Origin of the sequence: Qipengyuania intermedia, from assembly GCF_019711615.1 — a bacterium.
In the GTDB taxonomy this organism is placed as follows: domain Bacteria; phylum Pseudomonadota; class Alphaproteobacteria; order Sphingomonadales; family Sphingomonadaceae; genus Qipengyuania; species Qipengyuania intermedia.
Map to the genome: position 1 here is coordinate 1022708 of NZ_JAIGNS010000001.1, position 14308 is coordinate 1037015.

16 protein-coding genes are annotated in these 14308 nt (G+C 62.8%); 7 read left to right on the forward strand and 9 right to left on the reverse strand.

The genetic code is table 11. From position 1 onward, the window contains the following. Positions 1 to 11: 11 nt before the first annotated feature. From K3179_RS05055 to K3179_RS05090, 8 genes are all read right to left on the reverse strand, one after another. Positions 12 to 281 (reverse strand): hypothetical protein, encoded by a 270-nt coding sequence (locus tag K3179_RS05055; RefSeq protein ID WP_221562750.1) that lies wholly within the window; start codon positions 279 to 281, stop codon positions 12 to 14. 242 nt (positions 282 to 523) lie between these two features. Further along, on the reverse strand, positions 524 to 805 hold the full coding sequence (locus K3179_RS05060) for a DUF167 domain-containing protein (protein WP_221562751.1): 282 nt from the start codon (positions 803 to 805) through the stop codon (positions 524 to 526). Beyond that, positions 786 to 1352, reverse strand: coding sequence for a gamma carbonic anhydrase family protein (locus K3179_RS05065; protein WP_221562752.1), 567 nt, complete (start codon positions 1350 to 1352; stop codon positions 786 to 788). Before K3179_RS05065 ends, K3179_RS05060 begins: the two co-directional genes overlap by 20 nt. After that, entirely contained in the window at positions 1349 to 1906 is a 558-nt protein-coding gene (locus K3179_RS05070) for a GNAT family N-acetyltransferase (protein ID WP_221562753.1), read from the reverse strand. Before K3179_RS05070 ends, K3179_RS05065 begins: the two co-directional genes overlap by 4 nt. After that, positions 1899 to 2453: a GNAT family N-acetyltransferase gene (locus K3179_RS05075; protein WP_345722092.1), complete on the reverse strand. Its 555-nt coding sequence runs from the start codon at positions 2451 to 2453 to the stop codon at positions 1899 to 1901. Before K3179_RS05075 ends, K3179_RS05070 begins: the two co-directional genes overlap by 8 nt. Then, positions 2450 to 4492 (reverse strand): fused MFS/spermidine synthase, encoded by a 2043-nt coding sequence (locus K3179_RS05080; RefSeq protein WP_221562754.1) that lies wholly within the window; start codon positions 4490 to 4492, stop codon positions 2450 to 2452. The genes K3179_RS05075 and K3179_RS05080 overlap by 4 nt, the downstream gene beginning before the upstream one ends. After that, complete coding sequence (gene hemB, locus K3179_RS05085) at positions 4485 to 5486, reverse strand: porphobilinogen synthase (RefSeq protein WP_221562755.1); 1002 nt, start codon at positions 5484 to 5486, stop codon at positions 4485 to 4487. The genes K3179_RS05080 and hemB overlap by 8 nt, the downstream gene beginning before the upstream one ends. Positions 5487 to 5523: 37 nt before the next feature. After that, positions 5524 to 7128, reverse strand: coding sequence for a peptidoglycan DD-metalloendopeptidase family protein (locus K3179_RS05090; RefSeq protein ID WP_345722095.1), 1605 nt, complete (start codon positions 7126 to 7128; stop codon positions 5524 to 5526). A gap of 196 nt (positions 7129 to 7324) precedes the next feature. Between K3179_RS05090 and K3179_RS05095 the strand changes: the two genes are divergently transcribed. The 7 genes from K3179_RS05095 to K3179_RS05125 all read left to right on the forward strand — a co-directional run bounded on the left by K3179_RS05095 (position 7325) and on the right by K3179_RS05125 (position 13328). Then, positions 7325 to 9832, forward strand: coding sequence for a helicase-related protein (locus K3179_RS05095; protein ID WP_221562756.1), 2508 nt, complete (start codon positions 7325 to 7327; stop codon positions 9830 to 9832). Between the two features lie 2 nt (positions 9833 to 9834). Beyond that, a complete protein-coding gene (locus tag K3179_RS05100; protein WP_221562757.1) occupies positions 9835 to 10146 on the forward strand; it encodes an RNA-binding S4 domain-containing protein in 312 nt (103 codons plus the stop codon). Continuing rightward, positions 10143 to 10481, forward strand: coding sequence for a ferredoxin FdxA (gene fdxA / locus K3179_RS05105; RefSeq protein ID WP_040964444.1), 339 nt, complete (start codon positions 10143 to 10145; stop codon positions 10479 to 10481). The genes K3179_RS05100 and fdxA overlap by 4 nt, the downstream gene beginning before the upstream one ends. Before the next feature lie 13 nt (positions 10482 to 10494). Beyond that, positions 10495 to 11313 carry a YihY/virulence factor BrkB family protein gene (locus K3179_RS05110; RefSeq protein ID WP_221562758.1) on the forward strand — a complete coding sequence of 273 codons (819 nt, stop codon included), beginning with the start codon at positions 10495 to 10497 and terminating at the stop codon, positions 11311 to 11313. Between the two features lie 184 nt (positions 11314 to 11497). Then, the gene (locus tag K3179_RS05115) at positions 11498 to 12031 is read left to right on the forward strand and encodes a CarD family transcriptional regulator (protein ID WP_221562759.1); all 534 of its coding nucleotides are present in this window, start codon (positions 11498 to 11500) and stop codon (positions 12029 to 12031) included. A 134-nt stretch (positions 12032 to 12165) separates the two neighbouring features. Further along, a complete protein-coding gene (locus tag K3179_RS05120; RefSeq protein ID WP_221562760.1) occupies positions 12166 to 12945 on the forward strand; it encodes a head GIN domain-containing protein in 780 nt (259 codons plus the stop codon). 53 nt (positions 12946 to 12998) lie between these two features. Next, the gene (locus K3179_RS05125) at positions 12999 to 13328 is read left to right on the forward strand and encodes a hypothetical protein (protein WP_221562761.1); all 330 of its coding nucleotides are present in this window, start codon (positions 12999 to 13001) and stop codon (positions 13326 to 13328) included. Here K3179_RS05125 and K3179_RS05130 read toward each other — a convergent pair. Next, positions 13325 to 14260 (reverse strand): L-threonylcarbamoyladenylate synthase, encoded by a 936-nt coding sequence (locus K3179_RS05130; RefSeq protein ID WP_221562762.1) that lies wholly within the window; start codon positions 14258 to 14260, stop codon positions 13325 to 13327. The genes K3179_RS05125 and K3179_RS05130 overlap by 4 nt on opposite strands. Between the last annotated feature and the right edge of the window lie 48 nt (positions 14261 to 14308).

Genomic DNA, 14308 nt, shown 5'->3' on the forward strand with positions numbered 1-14308 from the left:
CGCAGTAAATCTTAGAAACTGCGTTCCGGCTTATTGAGCCAGTCGCCGCAGCTGTAATTGTATGACGCCCACTCCCTCGTAATGCGAACGACGAAGACCTTGTCATTCTTGTCGATCAAGGCCTTCAATTCATCGCGGATGGTCCCTGGACTCTTCAACGTGTCCAGGACCCACACGGATTCCAAGCCCTTGCAGTGGGTGTATTGCTTCAAATAGTTATGCAGAGGGGCATAGTTTCGACCCGGCGCGCACAGGTCGTAGGTAACAAGAACGGTAGCCATGATGATTGTGTCCTTCCAACTGACGCAATCGCCTTGACCTCCTGAACACGCGGGGTAACGTGAACCCCGCTCACCAGAGCTCATGCCCGCCGACGACTGCAAATTCGAGGCGGAATGATCCGGGGGGCCGAGGTTCCGACTCGGCCTCCCATTTCATGTCAAATCACATGATTCCCGGTGGTGGCGCGATTCACGAGTCGGGCGGGAGAGTTATCCACACGCAGCGCCTCCCGCTTCTCGCGCTAAATCCGCAGAATTTCGAGCACTTTCTCGCGAGAAGTCGCGCCGCGCACAATCCGACAGAGTGACGTTGGCACTCCAAGGGCGCGCGCCACCAGCTTTTCGACCGAGGCGTTCGCGTCGCCATCAGTCGGCTTGGCGCGTACTTTCACCAGTACGCGCTCGCCGTCGATGACAATGCTATCGCTGCGGGCACCGGGCGTGACCCGCACGCGCAGGTGCCCGTCCGCGACGAGAGCTTGCAACTCTGCGCTGTCCGGGAAATCAGCCTTGGGTCGCGGCATCGACGGCGGCGGCGTGCGCCTTCGCGTTTTCCGCATAATGTACGACGCCCATGCGCATTCCGGCGATTGCCGCATCGTCGAGATCGCGCATCTTTCGCGCAGGGCGGCCGCCCCACAATTCGCGCTCTCCCATGACCTTGCCTTCGGTGAGCATGGCGCCCGCGGCGAGCATGGCATCGCTGCCGATCACGGCCTTGTTCATCGCGATTGCGCCCAACCCGACGAAACCCCGGTTCTCGATCACGCAACCGTGGATCATGGCCATGTGGCCAATGAGGACGTCGTCGCCGATGATCAGCGGGCTGCCGTCGGGATCACCGGGACGTTCGGGGTCGCAGTGCAGCACGCTGCCATCCTGCACATTGGTCCGCTCCCCGATGACGATGCGGCTTACATCTGCGCGCAGTACGCAATTGTACCAGATCGAGCTTTCCGCGCCGATCGTCACGTCCCCGATGATCGTGCAGCCGGGCGCAATGAATGCGCTTTCGTCGATCTTCGGGGTCTTGCCGTGGATCGGCACGATATTCACGCCGGGGCGGTTCATTGTTTCTTCTCCCATTCCTCGCGGGTCAGGCTGTACTGGATCACGCGCCGGTCTTCGGGCGGGTAATCCGGATCGTCGAAATCGAGATCGCTGCGCCGCGTCATGCCGAGCTTTTCCATCAGTTTCCAGCTTCCCACATTGGCCTCGCTCGTCAAGGCGACAACATGCGGTGCGTCGACCCGGCCGAATGCCCATTGGAGAACTGCTTCCATCCCTTCCCGCGCGTAGCCACGCCTCCACCGGTCTTCGCGCACCAGCCAGCCCACTTCGAAATCACCCCGGTTTGGCGCGAGGGGGCTATCGACCTGCTTGATGCCGCAATGCCCGACAAGATCGCCTGTTTCCTTTTCGATCATCATCAGGAAGCCGAAACCGTGCCGAGAATAGAGCGCCTGCGCCTTGGCATGCTTCGCCTCGATCTCGTGCAATTCCTTTACACCGCCCAGCCGCGCCATGACCGCAGGCGTATTGAGAACGCGCATTTGCTCTGCGGCGTCACTCTCCTCGATGGTCCGCAACACGAGGCGCTCGGTCTCGGCAATGATGTCAGCCACGCCAGCTGTCCTTGTCGATAGAATAGACGATGATTACGGGATTCTGCTTGTCGAACTCATCATTCGCGAAATCGAGGTCTTCGCGCCGTTTCATCCCGAGCCGCTCCATCAGGCCCCAGCTGGACGAATTGCCCCGGACGGTCAGCGCGATCACTTCCCCCGCACCGAAGCGGGAGAAAGCGAGGTCGAGCGACGCGATGGCGGCTTCTTTTGCATAGCCCTTGCCCCACGCATCTTCGCGCAGCCGCCAGCCGACCTCCATCATGCCGACGGGGCCGCCCGCCTGGTTGCAGCGCTTCAGGCCGCAAAAACCGAGTATTGCACCGTCTTCCTTGCGCTCGATGACCCAGAAAGTGTGGCCGTACTCTTTCTCATAGGAAAGCAGCCGGCCTTGCGCTGCCGCGCGCTTCTCATCGTCGCACACCCCGCCCAGCCAGCGCATGACCGACGGCGTATTGGTGACCTCCCAGAAAAGTGGCCAGTCCGCGTCGGTCCAGTCGCGCAGGACCAGTCTCTCTGTCTCGTGCCGGAACGAGATACCGCTCACTCTACTAGCTTGATTTTGAGATGCGGGAGGACCGATGCGTAATCGTCGGTCCAGAGTCTGTCGGCAGGCTCGCCAAGCGGCTCCCAGCCTTCCTGCGCAGTGATGCGCTCGAATTTGGAAGCGTCGGCGCTGAGCGCGATCCAGCCGGAGGTGAACGTGCGCGCGCTCTTGTCTTCCATATCGTTGCGAATGGTGGCGGATAGCCCCGCATCGCGGGCCAAGGCCTCGATCACCGGTTGAAGCTGGATGAAGCGATTGCTGATATGGATGAGCAGCACGCCGTCCGGCTGCATCACCCGCCGGTAAACTGCGATCGCTTCGCGGGTGAGCAGGTGAAGCGGAATGGAATCGGACGAAAACGCGTCGATCACGAGCACATCGAAAGCGCCGTCCGGCAGGGCCGCAAGCTCGAGACGCGCATCCCCGATGATCGTTCGGGCATCGGGCGTGCATTCGGAAAGATAGGTGAATTGCCCCCGGGTCGAATAGTCGAGAACCGCAGGGTCGATCTCGAAATAGGTCCATTGCTGCCCCGGCTGGCGATAACAGGCGAGCGTCCCGACACCGAGACCGACCACGCCGATCCGCGCATCGTCGCCGAACAGTTCCGGTGCCCGGGTCAACACCCGGCCAACGCCGGAATTGCGCCCGTAATAGGTCGTTGGCTGTGTGCTTCCGTCGACCTGCATTCCATGGGTAGTGGTGCCATGTATGAGCCAGCGCGTACCGTCCTCCGGCTCGGCAACCGTATATATCCCGAAGTAGCTGCGCGTCCTGTCTCCCACGGTGCTGAGGGCAATCTGCGTCGTGAGGCCGGTGACCATCATGACGCCGAAGACGGCCACGACCAGCCCTGTACGGATAAATGCCTGGCGGATCTGGATCCGTTCGAAGAGCGGTTTCCAGCCCTCCAGCGGCAAGAGCGCCACCAGCGCGAGGATCAGGATCGGATGTTCCCAGGTCCAGTCGAAGAGAAGCGGAGCGAACAAGGCGGTAAAGGCTCCGCCGATTACGCCGCCCAGCGACATGAAGAGGTAGAAGCGCGTTAGCTCGCTCGCGGGCGGACGTAGGGAATAAAGACGCGAATGAAGCGCGACGGCACCGATGAAAAGCAAGGCGATCGTGGCAATCCCGGCGGTGACGCCGAGATCCGCTTTCTCGCCGATCGACAGCGCGGCGCATAGCGGCACGAGGACCGGCGCAGCCAGCACGAACAACCGGGCCAGTGTCCTGTTTTCCGCAAAGGCTATCGAGAAGGAGAGCAGGTAAAGGCCGAGCGGGATCACCCACAACAGCGGCATCGCCATAATGTCGGTCGTAAGGAATGTGGTGGTCGAGAGCATGAGGCCGGACGGTACGGCGGACAGGATCAGCCAGAACGCAATCGTGGAGCCCTTGATTGCCGTGCGAGGCTCTTCGGCGACATGGGTTACGGCAACCGCCTTGCGCCGCGCGAGGGCGACGCTCGCGACCAGCAGGACCAGGGCGCCATATCCGACCGCCCAGAGCTGGCTTTGCTCGCCTAGAGGCAGGATGGGCTCTACCAGGAGCGGGTAGGCAAGCAGGCCGCCGAAGCTGCCCAGATTGCTGGCGGCATAAAGCGGGTAGGGATCGCCTGCCCCGTCTCCTGCCGCATACCAGCTTTGCATCAGCGGTGCCTGTGCCGACACGGCGAAGAACACGGGGCCCACGGTCAACAGGAAGAGCCATGGCACCCAGACGACTTCCCAGCCCGGCGAGGCGGCGCCTGCAGTTGTCAGGGCGAGCGGCAAGGTCAGGCCGGCGAGGACGAGCAGGGTCACGTGGACGATCGCTTGCCGCCTTATCGTGAACCTGCCGATGAAGTGCGCGTAGGCGTACCCGGCGAGAAGCAGCGCCTGGTAGACCAGCATGGCGCTGTTCCAGACGTTTGGCGCTCCGCCGAGACGCGGCAGTGCCATGCGGGCAACCATCGGTTGCACCATGAACAGCAAGAAGCTGCCCACGAGTATGGTGAGGGTGAAAAGCCAGCGGCGTGATGCGCTGCCCGCTTCAGCCATTGAGCAGCCTTGCCGCCACCGGCGCGTGATAGGTCAGCACGCCGGAACAGCCTGCGCGCTTGAACGCGACCAGCTTCTCCATGAGCAGGGCATCGCGGTCCCCGATGCCCGCTGCAGCGCCAGCCTCGATCAGCGCGTATTCACCGCTGACCTGATAGGCATAGACAGGTACGCCGAACGCCTGTTTCGCCCGCCAGATCACATCGAGGTAGGCGAGACCGGGTTTGACCATGACGCTGTCCGCACCTTCGGCAATGTCGAGCGCGATTTCCCGCAGGGCCTCGTCGCCATTGGCCGGATCCATCTGGTAGCTCTTCTTGTCGCCTTTCAGCAGTCCGCCGGATCCCACGGCGTCACGGAACGGGCCATAGAAAGCCGAGGCGTACTTCGCCGCATAGCTCATGATCTGGACATTGGGGTGTCCGTTCATCTCGAGCGCCATGCGAATGGCTTTCACGCGGCCGTCCATCATGTCGGACGGAGCGACGATATCCGCCCCCGCTTCGGCCTGGACCAGTGCCTGGTCGACGAGGACCGCGACGGTGTCATCGTTCAGGACATATCCGGTCTCATCGACAAGGCCGTCCTGACCGTGGCTGGTGTAAGGGTCGAGCGCGACGTCGGTCAGGATGCCGATGTCGGTCCCGCAGGCATCGCGCACGGCCTTGATCGCCCGGCACATCAGATTGTCGGGATTGAACGCTTCCGCACCGTCTTCGCTTCGTTTGCCGGAAGGCGTGTTGGGAAACAGGGCGATGCATGGAATGCCAAGCTCGACGGCTTCGCGGGCGCGCTGCGCGATCCCGTCGACCGACCAGCGGGAAACACCCGGCAGGCTTTTGACGGGATCTTCGACGCCGCTACCTTGGGTGACGAAGAGTGGCCAGATAAGGTCGTCGGTCGTCAGCACGGTCTCGCGCTGCATACGGCGGCTCCAGTCGTGAGCTCGTGTGCGGCGCATGCGTGTGGCTGGATAGGATGCGTTGATCGTCATGTGGCCCCTGTGTCGCAAATGCCTTGACGGTTCAATCTCAGGACACCGGCTTGGGCGCGTTGAGCTTGTCGATTTCCCGCTTCGGTGCCTCCTGCGCCGCTTCGTCGGCAGTAGGGGCGAGATCTTCCAGCGCCGCGCCCGCCTCGACCGTTTTGATCTTGCGCAAGGCGTCGCGGAATTTCTGCAACTCCTCACCCGAAAGCTGCGCACGCGTGACGAACTTCACAGAGGCCGGATTGACCGAGCGGCCGCCGCGATACATCTCGTAGTGAAGATGCGGTCCGGTCGAAAGGCCGGTCGACCCGACATAGCCGATGACCTGTCCGCGCTTGACCGATTGGCCGCCGCGCACCGCGATCCGGCTCATGTGGCAATAGCGCGTGTCGATGCCATTGCCGTGACGCAGTCGTACGGCATTGCCGCAGCCGCCCATACGGCCCGCCCCGGTAACCCGGCCGTCGGTTACAGCGACGATTGGCGTTCCATGTCGTGCCTTGAAGTCGACCCCGGCATGCATCCTGCGATAACCGAGGATCGGGTGGCGCCGCATGCCGTAACTCGAGCTCATCCGGCCCGGGACCGGTGCCACCAGCCCGCCGCGCTCTTCGCCTACGCCCGATGCCTCGTAGAATTGCCCGTCCTTGCCCCAGCGCATCAGCTGGATCGGCTGGCGCGATCCGCGCTCGAGACCAGCAAACAGGAGCTGCCCGGCCTGGCGCTCACCCGTGGCGGCGCGGCGATGCGACAGGATCATGTCGAACGTGTCGGTCTCGCGAACCTCGCTGTCCAGACTGACCTGTGCTGACAGTGCCTTGAGATAGGCCTGGATCGCGCTCGCGGGTGCGCCGGCAGCGCGGGCCGAGCGGTACAGGCTGTCGCCAACTGTCCCACGGATACGCAGCGGCGTCTCGTCGACCCGGATGATCTTGCGCGACAGGGTCAGGTCTGCGCCGGGATCCAGCCGACTTACTGCCAGCTCGAGGTCGAAACGCGCACGGAATTTCAGCTCTTCCAGCGGACGTGAAGCACCCGGAGCGGGCCGACGGCCCAGGGTGATATCGATCTGGGTGCCGGGCTCCAGCTCACTGACCGGCATGGCGCGTTCTACCAGCGACAGCACGTCCTGCGCCTCCGCGCGCCCTACACCCGCGCGCAGCAGCGTCCGCTCGAAGCTGCCGCCTGAACCGAGGGTCGCCAACATCTGGAGCTGGGGCCTCTCGGGTGCCTCGGCCAGGGGGCGGACGAGGTTGCTCGGTCCCATGCGGCGCCCGGTATCGGCCCCAAGGGCAAGCGGAAGGATTGCCTGGCTGTGATATTCATCCAGCACTTCGCTGTCGTCCGGCAGCGGAGAAGCGGCTTCCAGCGGCGCGAAATCGGGCCAGAATGCCAGCGCCAGGACGGACAGGCCCACGAAGGTGCCCAGCCCCCTGAACCAGCGCTTCGAACCGATGTCGGCCCCGAGATCGGGCGCGATGTCGAGGTTCTCGATGCGCTCGAAAACCTGGAATTTAAGGGTAGCGAGGGAAAAGCTGGCAGACTTGCCTGTCCGCGGCGCGCTCTCCACCACGGGAGTGGTAGCGGGACCGCTTTCTCCGGTCGCGCCCTGCTCCGTCGCCTGCTCTGGATTGTCCAGTGTGGACACCTGCACCTGAATTCCTCCGTCACGACGATTGGCGCGATCCCGCGCGCCCGCCGATCTATCCGTTCGGATTAGTCTATGCCGGATTCAAGGTAAAGGCGCGCTTAACTTCGCCCCCAAACGCCGATATTCGCGCCCAATTGCGGGTATTGCGGGCCAAGCGGTTGCGAAGCCTGCAGCGCACTGCCACCTAGGTTTCGTGAAAGACGCCTCGATCAAGGCGGTCCTCGGGCCCACCAACACCGGCAAGACCCACCTCGCCATCGAACGGATGTGCGCGCATTCGAGCGGGGTCATCGGTTTCCCGCTGAGGCTGCTCGCACGAGAAGTTTATGACCGCCTTGTGGCGATCAAGGGCGAGAAGGCGGTCGCGCTCATTACCGGTGAGCAGCGCATCGAGCCCGCGGGGGCGCGGTACCTGTGCTGCACGGTGGAGGCCATGCCTCGCTCGCCCGACGCAGCCTTCGTCGCACTCGACGAAGCACAACTCTCCGCCGACCGCGAACGCGGGCACGTCTTTACCGATCGACTGCTCAATGCGCGCGGGCGTGAAGAAACCATGCTGCTGGGTGCCGCGACCCTGGAGCCGATGGTCAAGGCGCTCGTTCCCGACGCCGAGATATCCGACAGGCCGCGCTTTTCGACGCTCACCCATATTGGACCGAGAAAACTTTCGCGCCTGCCGCCGCGCAGCGCGATTGTCGCGTTCAGCTCCGAAGCGGTTTACGCCGTCGCCGAAATGCTCCGCAGGTTTCGCGGCGGTGCAGCTGTCGTCATGGGGGCGTTGTCACCGGAAACGCGAAACAAGCAAGTCGAATTGTTCCAGAACGGTGAGGTGGATTACATCGTAGCGACCGATGCGATCGGGATGGGTCTAAATCTCGATGTGAACCACGTCGCCTTTGCAGGGCTGACGAAATTCGACGGGGTACGGATGCGCAGGCTTCATCCAGCCGAGATGGCCCAGATTGCAGGACGTGCAGGCCGCCACCAACGTGACGGGACCTTCGGCACCCTTGCGGGGGCAGGCGGCAAGATGGGCCCCGCCCCCGAATTTACCGAGGAAGAGGTGTACGCGATCGAGGAGCACCGTTTCGCGCCAATCACGAAGCTCTTCTGGAGAGAGGCCGAGCCACGTTTTGACAGCATCGCCACGTTGATCGGCGATCTCGAGACCCCGCCGCAGCACGAAGCCCTCCGCCTTGCACCCGAAGCGATCGATCTTGCGACGCTGAAGCGCCTCGCCGAAGAGCCCTTCGCCGCCGCCATCCGGGGCCACGGACAGGTACGCCGGTTCTGGGAGGCCTGCTCGCTACCCGATTTCCGCCAGCGCGGTCCGGACGTTCACGCGCGCTTTGTCGCGCGGCTGTGGCAGGACCTGCAGCGAGGCTATATCGGCGCTGACTTCGTCGCCGCGCGGATCTCGGAACTCGACAACACCGGAGGCGACATCGATACGCTGCAAGGGCGGATCGCCGCGATTCGCTCCTGGGCCTATATCTGCCAGCGCCCGGACTGGGTTCTGGCGCGTGACGAAATGGCGTCGCGCGCCCGCGCAGTCGAAGCAAAACTATCGGACGCGCTCCATGCGCGACTGACCGAAAGATTCGTGAACCGAAGGACGGCTATCCTGATGAAATCGCTGGGACAGGACGCATCCATGCTCCCCATAACTCTGACCGAAGACAATATCCTGAAGGTCGAGGACGAGCCCTTGGGCCATGTCGAGGGGTTCCGCTTCGTCGTCGATGCCGCGGCCAATCATGCGGACCGCAAGATGCTGCTGGCCGCCGCCGAAAAGGCCCTTCCGCGCCTGCTCGGCGAACGGGCCGATGCCCTTGCCGCTTCCAGCCTGGAAGATATCGAACTGGGGCGCGGAGCCATTCGGTGGAAGGGGCACATGCTTGCGAAATTGCGCACGCGCGACGGGCAGGTGAAGCCGGAGCTCGAACCTGCGCGCGAACTGGCAAGCCTGCCGGACGCATCGCGGGCCAATCTGATGGCGGCGCTGGACACATGGCTCGACAAGCAGCTCGAGCCGCTCGAACCGCTGCGCAAGATGCATATCGCCGCGACCAACCCCGATGCGGGATCGCAGGCGCGCGCCCTGTTGCTGAACCTGATTTCGGGACACGGTTTCGTCACGCGGGAGAAAGCCGGGATCGAGCATTTGCCGAAAGAGATGCGGCCATTCCTTCGCAAAATCGGGGTGACGTTCGGCGCATTGGACATTTATTCGCCGATGCTGCTCAAACCTGCGCCGCGCCAGCTGCTCAGCGCGCTCGGCATTGATCGCCGTCCCCTGCAGGAGGCCATGCTCCCGGTCATTCCGGACGCCAAGAAATTGCCTTCGGGCTATCGCCATGCCGGCTCGCAAGCGATCCGGCTCGACCTTGCAGAAAAGATCTTTCGCTCCGCCCACGAAGCGAGGGCTAAGGCGGACAAGAGCCGCAAGTTCCGCCTCGACCTGGCCCTTCCGATCTCGATCGGCCTGGAAGAAAAGAATGCCGAGCGCCTGCTGGGCCAGGCCGGATTCCGGGTCCAGCGTGCACGACCGCTGGCAGAGGCCGCCTTTGGCCCGCCGCGTCCCGACAGCTGGGAGTGGCGCCCTTCGCGCCGCAAGCAGCAACGCAGCGCCCCGGCACCGGTCCAACCTCGCGAAGGCAGCGCATTCGCCGGACTTGCCGATCTGATGAAGCAAGGCTGAGCGTGCGGATCGATCGCTTGTTATGCCTGCTCCGCTTTGTGAGAACGCGCAGCGCTGCGAACAAGCTGGTCGGTGAGGGTCACATCCGGCGCAATGGCGAGCGCGTCACCAGGTCCGGCCGGGATATCCAGCCGGGCGATGTGCTCACCCTGCCCCTCGGGAACACAGTGCGGCTGATCGAAGTTCTCTCCCTACCCGATCGCCGCGGACCCCCAAGAGAAGCCCAGGCTTGTTACCGCGAGCTTGACCCGGACGGACAAAATGGAAATAGCAGCGGCACGACCACTGCGAGACAGGGAAATATCGCACCATGACCTATGTCGTCACCGACGCCTGTATCAAATGCAAATACACCGATTGCGTCGAGGTCTGCCCCGTCGACTGCTTCTACGAGGGCGAGAACATGCTCGTCATCAACCCGTCGGAATGCATCGACTGCGGCGTGTGCGAACCGGAGTGCCCGGCCGAAGCCATCCTTCCGGACACTGAGGACAATCTGGAAAAGTGGCTGGAGCTGAACACCAAGTTCTCCGCCGAATGGCCGAACATCACCAGCCAGAAAGAACCGCCCGCAGATGCCGATGAGCACAAGGGCGAAGAGGGCAAGTTCGACAAGTACTTCTCGCCCGAGCCCGGCGAAGGCGACTGATCCAGACATCGACTTGCTGGACGATCTGAAAGCCGCCTGGTCCAAGGGCAGCGACAATAACATCGGCATCATTGCTGCAGGTGTGGCGCATTACGCGCTGCTCGCGCTGGTGCCTGCACTCGGCGCGCTGGTCCTGGGCTACGGCCTCTTCGCCAACCCGGAGACGGTGGCAGGCCATATTGCGACACTATCGGAGAATTTGCCCGCATCGGCGGCCGAACTCATCGGCGATCAGTTGAGGAATGTGAGCGAGGGGGCGGCCGGGGCGAAGGGATTCGGCTTGCTGCTATCGCTTGCAGTTGCCCTGTTCGGCGCCCGCAACGGAGCGCGCGCCTTGATTACAGGCTTGAACATCGCTTTCGGCGCGAAGGAAGAGCGCGGCTTCGTCAAAGGTAACTTGGTTGCGCTGCTAATAACGATAGCAGGCGTCATGGGACTGGCCGCCGCTGGCGGGGTGATTACCGCCATCGCCGCTTTGTCCGGCCCGATCGGCGATATCGCGGGTTTCGCGACCCTCCTGCTCGTCGCCAGCGGTGCGGCCGCCCTGCTCTACCGTTTCGCACCCAACAAGCCCGCGCCCGGCTGGGATGTCATCTGGCCCGGTGCGGTACTATTCGCAGTAACCTGGATCGTAGCGACAGCGGCCTTTGCCTATTACGCAGCAAATTTCGGTAATTATAACGCCACTTACGGTTCACTGGGCGCCGTGATCGTCCTGATCACCTGGTTCTACGCCAGCGGGTTCTTCCTGCTTCTCGGGGCGGAACTGGTGGCGCAACGCTCGCAGAAGCAGCGATCCGGATGGACCGAAAGCGTCTCGGACTCGCAATAATCCACTTTCCGTGCTATATAATGCAACAACTGCGCCGGTGTGCTCCCGGCCAGATGTGAGAATCGAAAGGGCCGGAAGAGCATTCACTCTGCATTTTGACCGTTTGACCGCACTCCGCCGAGGATTGCGGACAGGGACTTTCGCAGTACGAGAATCTTGATCGGCCCGTTGAAAGGATTGATGCATGGCGAGCAAGGCTGATGCCTTCGACGTTGGCGATTACGTCGTTTACCCCAAGCACGGTGTGGGCCGTGTAATCGAACTGCAGAGCGAGGAAATCGCCGGAATGCAGCTCGATCTCTATGTTCTTCGCTTCGAAAAAGAACGGATGACCCTGCGTGTCCCGGTCAACAAGGTCGAATCGATCGGCATGCGCAAGCTGTCTTCCGACAAGACGCTCAAGGAAGCGATGGAAACCCTGAAGGGCAAGCCAAAGGTGAAGCGCACCATGTGGTCGCGCCGTGCGCAGGAATACGAAGCCAAGATCAACTCGGGCGAAATCGTCCTTATCGCCGAAGTTACGCGCGATCTCTTCCGTCCGGACGACCAGCCGGAACAAAGCTATTCGGAACGCCAGATCTTCGAAGCGGCATCGAGCCGCCTCGCTCGCGAACTCGCCGCGATGGAAGAAACGGACGAGGCGACTGCGCTCGAAAAAATCCTCGATGTGCTGCGCGAACATGCGCCGCAATATTACGAGAACACCGAAGAAGCCTGATCGGCGAACGCCATCGGGAATTCGACGAAGGGGCTGCTCCGCAAGGGGCGGCCCTTTTCGTTCGCCTTGAACTCGCGGGCTCAGTGTATTACCTAAGCAATACGGAAAACGCGGACAATAGAGGGAAACCGCCAATGCTGACCAGAATTCTCAAGGGCCTCGCGCCCGTCGCCGCCTTGGCCGCCAGCACGCTGATCGCTGGATGCGACGGGGTGAACGTCACCATCGGTGATAGCGAAGGCGTCCCGCTGGCAGAAGTCGACATGGCAGGTGCGAATCCTTCGGAAATCGTCTTGGCCTCGCCCGACACGATCATCATCAGCAAGGGCGACGCGCTCGATATCGAAGTCTCGGGCGATCAGGCGGCGGTTGACGCGCTGCGCTTCCACCTCGACAAGGATTCGCTTGCCGTGAGCCGTGAAAAGGATAGCGGCAAGAATCTTGGCACCGCCACCGTTCGGGTCACGGTGCCCAGCCTGACTGCAATGGTCCTTGCTGGGTCCGGCACGATCGAAGCCGACGAGATGAGCGGCCCCGCCGAAGCTACCATTGCGGGTTCCGGCTCCGCCAAGGTCGGCAGCATCGACGCCGAGAAACTGGAAGTGACGATTGCCGGCTCGGGCGATTTCGAGGCATCCGGCAACGCCAAGTCGCTCGAAATGACCATTGCCGGAACCGGCAAGGGCGCGATGAGCAATCTTCAGGTCGACACCGCGGAAGTTACCGTCGCCGGTTCGGGCGATGCGGAATTCTCGTCCGATGGTACCGTCGAGGCGAATATCGTCGGATCGGGAACGGTGACGGTCAACGGCAGCGCAACATGCGAAGTCTCGTCGATGGGATCGGGCAAGCTGGTATGTCGCAGCGGCGCAAAACCGGCGCCGGAAGCGCAGGCGGAAGATTCCGAAGCCTAAGTCATCGCCCGGTAAGGGAATTTGGGCTAGGCGGCTGAGCGAAAGGATTTCGCATGCGCCGCCTAGCTACTTTTTCCCTACCCCTTGCCGCTCTTTCCACGAGCGGCTGCGTGGGTACACTCGTCGATGTTGCGACCGCTCCCGTAAAGGTTGTGAGCAAAGGTGTAGACCTGGCGACTACCAGCCAGTCGGAAGCCGATGAAAAGCGCGGGCGCGAAATTCGCCGTCGCGAGGAGCGCCTGGCCAAGCTGGAACGCGAGTACGAAAAACAACTGGATGAGTGCGAAGAAGGCGATCGGCGCGCCTGCAGCGAAGCGCGCGATACCTACGCCGAGATGCAACAAATCCTCCCGACCATCCCGGTCGAACCTGAAGACGACTAATCAGGCGGTGTTGCGGCGCGCCTCAGGCGGTCGTTGATCGCCAAACCGATTTCCCGATCGGGAATGGATGCAACAGCGATACGCGGTTTGCCCGACCGAGCGCCTGCGTGGAGGCAGGCATAAAGTCGTGACGCCGCTTCTTCCAGATTGCCGGTCTCGGAGAGCGTGCAATCACCGGTTATCGCGCCGAAGCCGATCATGAACTCGTCGGCAGCATGCTCGTCGGCATGCAGACGGAGGGGTTTACCGGGAGCATAGTGGCTGGCGAGCTGGCCGGGTGCCTCGATGGCTCCGGAGCCGGAGGACGAGTTGCGCGGCGCAACTTCAATGGGGCCCGGGCGAAGCTGCTCTAAACTACCGTCCTCCCGCACCGCGACGATCGTCGATTCCAGGCCCGACCGCGAGGGTCCGCCATCGATCACCGCATCGATACGGCCATCCAAGGAGGCAAGCACATGTTTCGCACTCGTCGGGCTGATGAACCCGCTGCGATTTGCGGACGGGGCCGCCAGGGGAAAGTCGACCGCTTCGAGCAAGGCCGCCATTACAGGATGATCGGGCATACGCAGCGCCAGGGTCGGCAGTCCGGCGGTAACCCTCGCTGCCAGGCTCGCCCTTTCGCGCTTCGGCAGGACAAGGGTCAGGGGGCCGGGCCAGTTGTCCTGCGCCAGCTCCCGCGCTTTTGCGCTGAAGAGAGCAAGGCTCTCCGCCCGTTCTACGGACGGCACGTGGACGATCAGCGGATTGAAGCTCGGTCGGCCCTTCGCCTCGTAAATGCGGCCCACCGCTTCTTCGCTATCCGCCCTCGCCGCGAGGCCATAGACCGTTTCCGTCGGCACTGCGACGAGCCCGCCGGCGCGCAAAATCGCTGCGGCACGCGCTATGCCACTTTCGTTCGCCTGAAGCGTTTCCGTAGCGTATTTGCCGCTCATGCCCGCGCGCTATATCTGACGCTCGAGAAAGCCAAGAGGAATGCATTC

Bases quoted from the DNA above. Each gene is read 5' to 3' on its own strand.
- K3179_RS05055 (WP_221562750.1), bottom strand. From the start codon at position 281: ATGGCTACCGTTCTTGTTACCTACGACCTGTGCGCGCCGGGTCGAAAC.
- K3179_RS05060 (WP_221562751.1), bottom strand. From the start codon at position 805: ATGCCGCGACCCAAGGCTGATTTCCCGGACAGCGCAGAGTTGCAAGCT.
- K3179_RS05065 (WP_221562752.1), bottom strand. From the start codon at position 1,352: ATGAACCGCCCCGGCGTGAATATCGTGCCGATCCACGGCAAGACCCCG.
- K3179_RS05080 (WP_221562754.1), bottom strand. From the start codon at position 4,492: ATGGCTGAAGCGGGCAGCGCATCACGCCGCTGGCTTTTCACCCTCACC.
- hemB (WP_221562755.1), bottom strand. From the start codon at position 5,486: ATGACGATCAACGCATCCTATCCAGCCACACGCATGCGCCGCACACGA.
- fdxA (WP_040964444.1), top strand. From the start codon at position 10,143: ATGACCTATGTCGTCACCGACGCCTGTATCAAATGCAAATACACCGAT.
- K3179_RS05115 (WP_221562759.1), top strand. From the start codon at position 11,498: ATGGCGAGCAAGGCTGATGCCTTCGACGTTGGCGATTACGTCGTTTAC.
- K3179_RS05120 (WP_221562760.1), top strand. From the start codon at position 12,166: ATGCTGACCAGAATTCTCAAGGGCCTCGCGCCCGTCGCCGCCTTGGCC.
- K3179_RS05125 (WP_221562761.1), top strand. From the start codon at position 12,999: ATGCGCCGCCTAGCTACTTTTTCCCTACCCCTTGCCGCTCTTTCCACG.
- K3179_RS05130 (WP_221562762.1), bottom strand. From the start codon at position 14,260: ATGAGCGGCAAATACGCTACGGAAACGCTTCAGGCGAACGAAAGTGGC.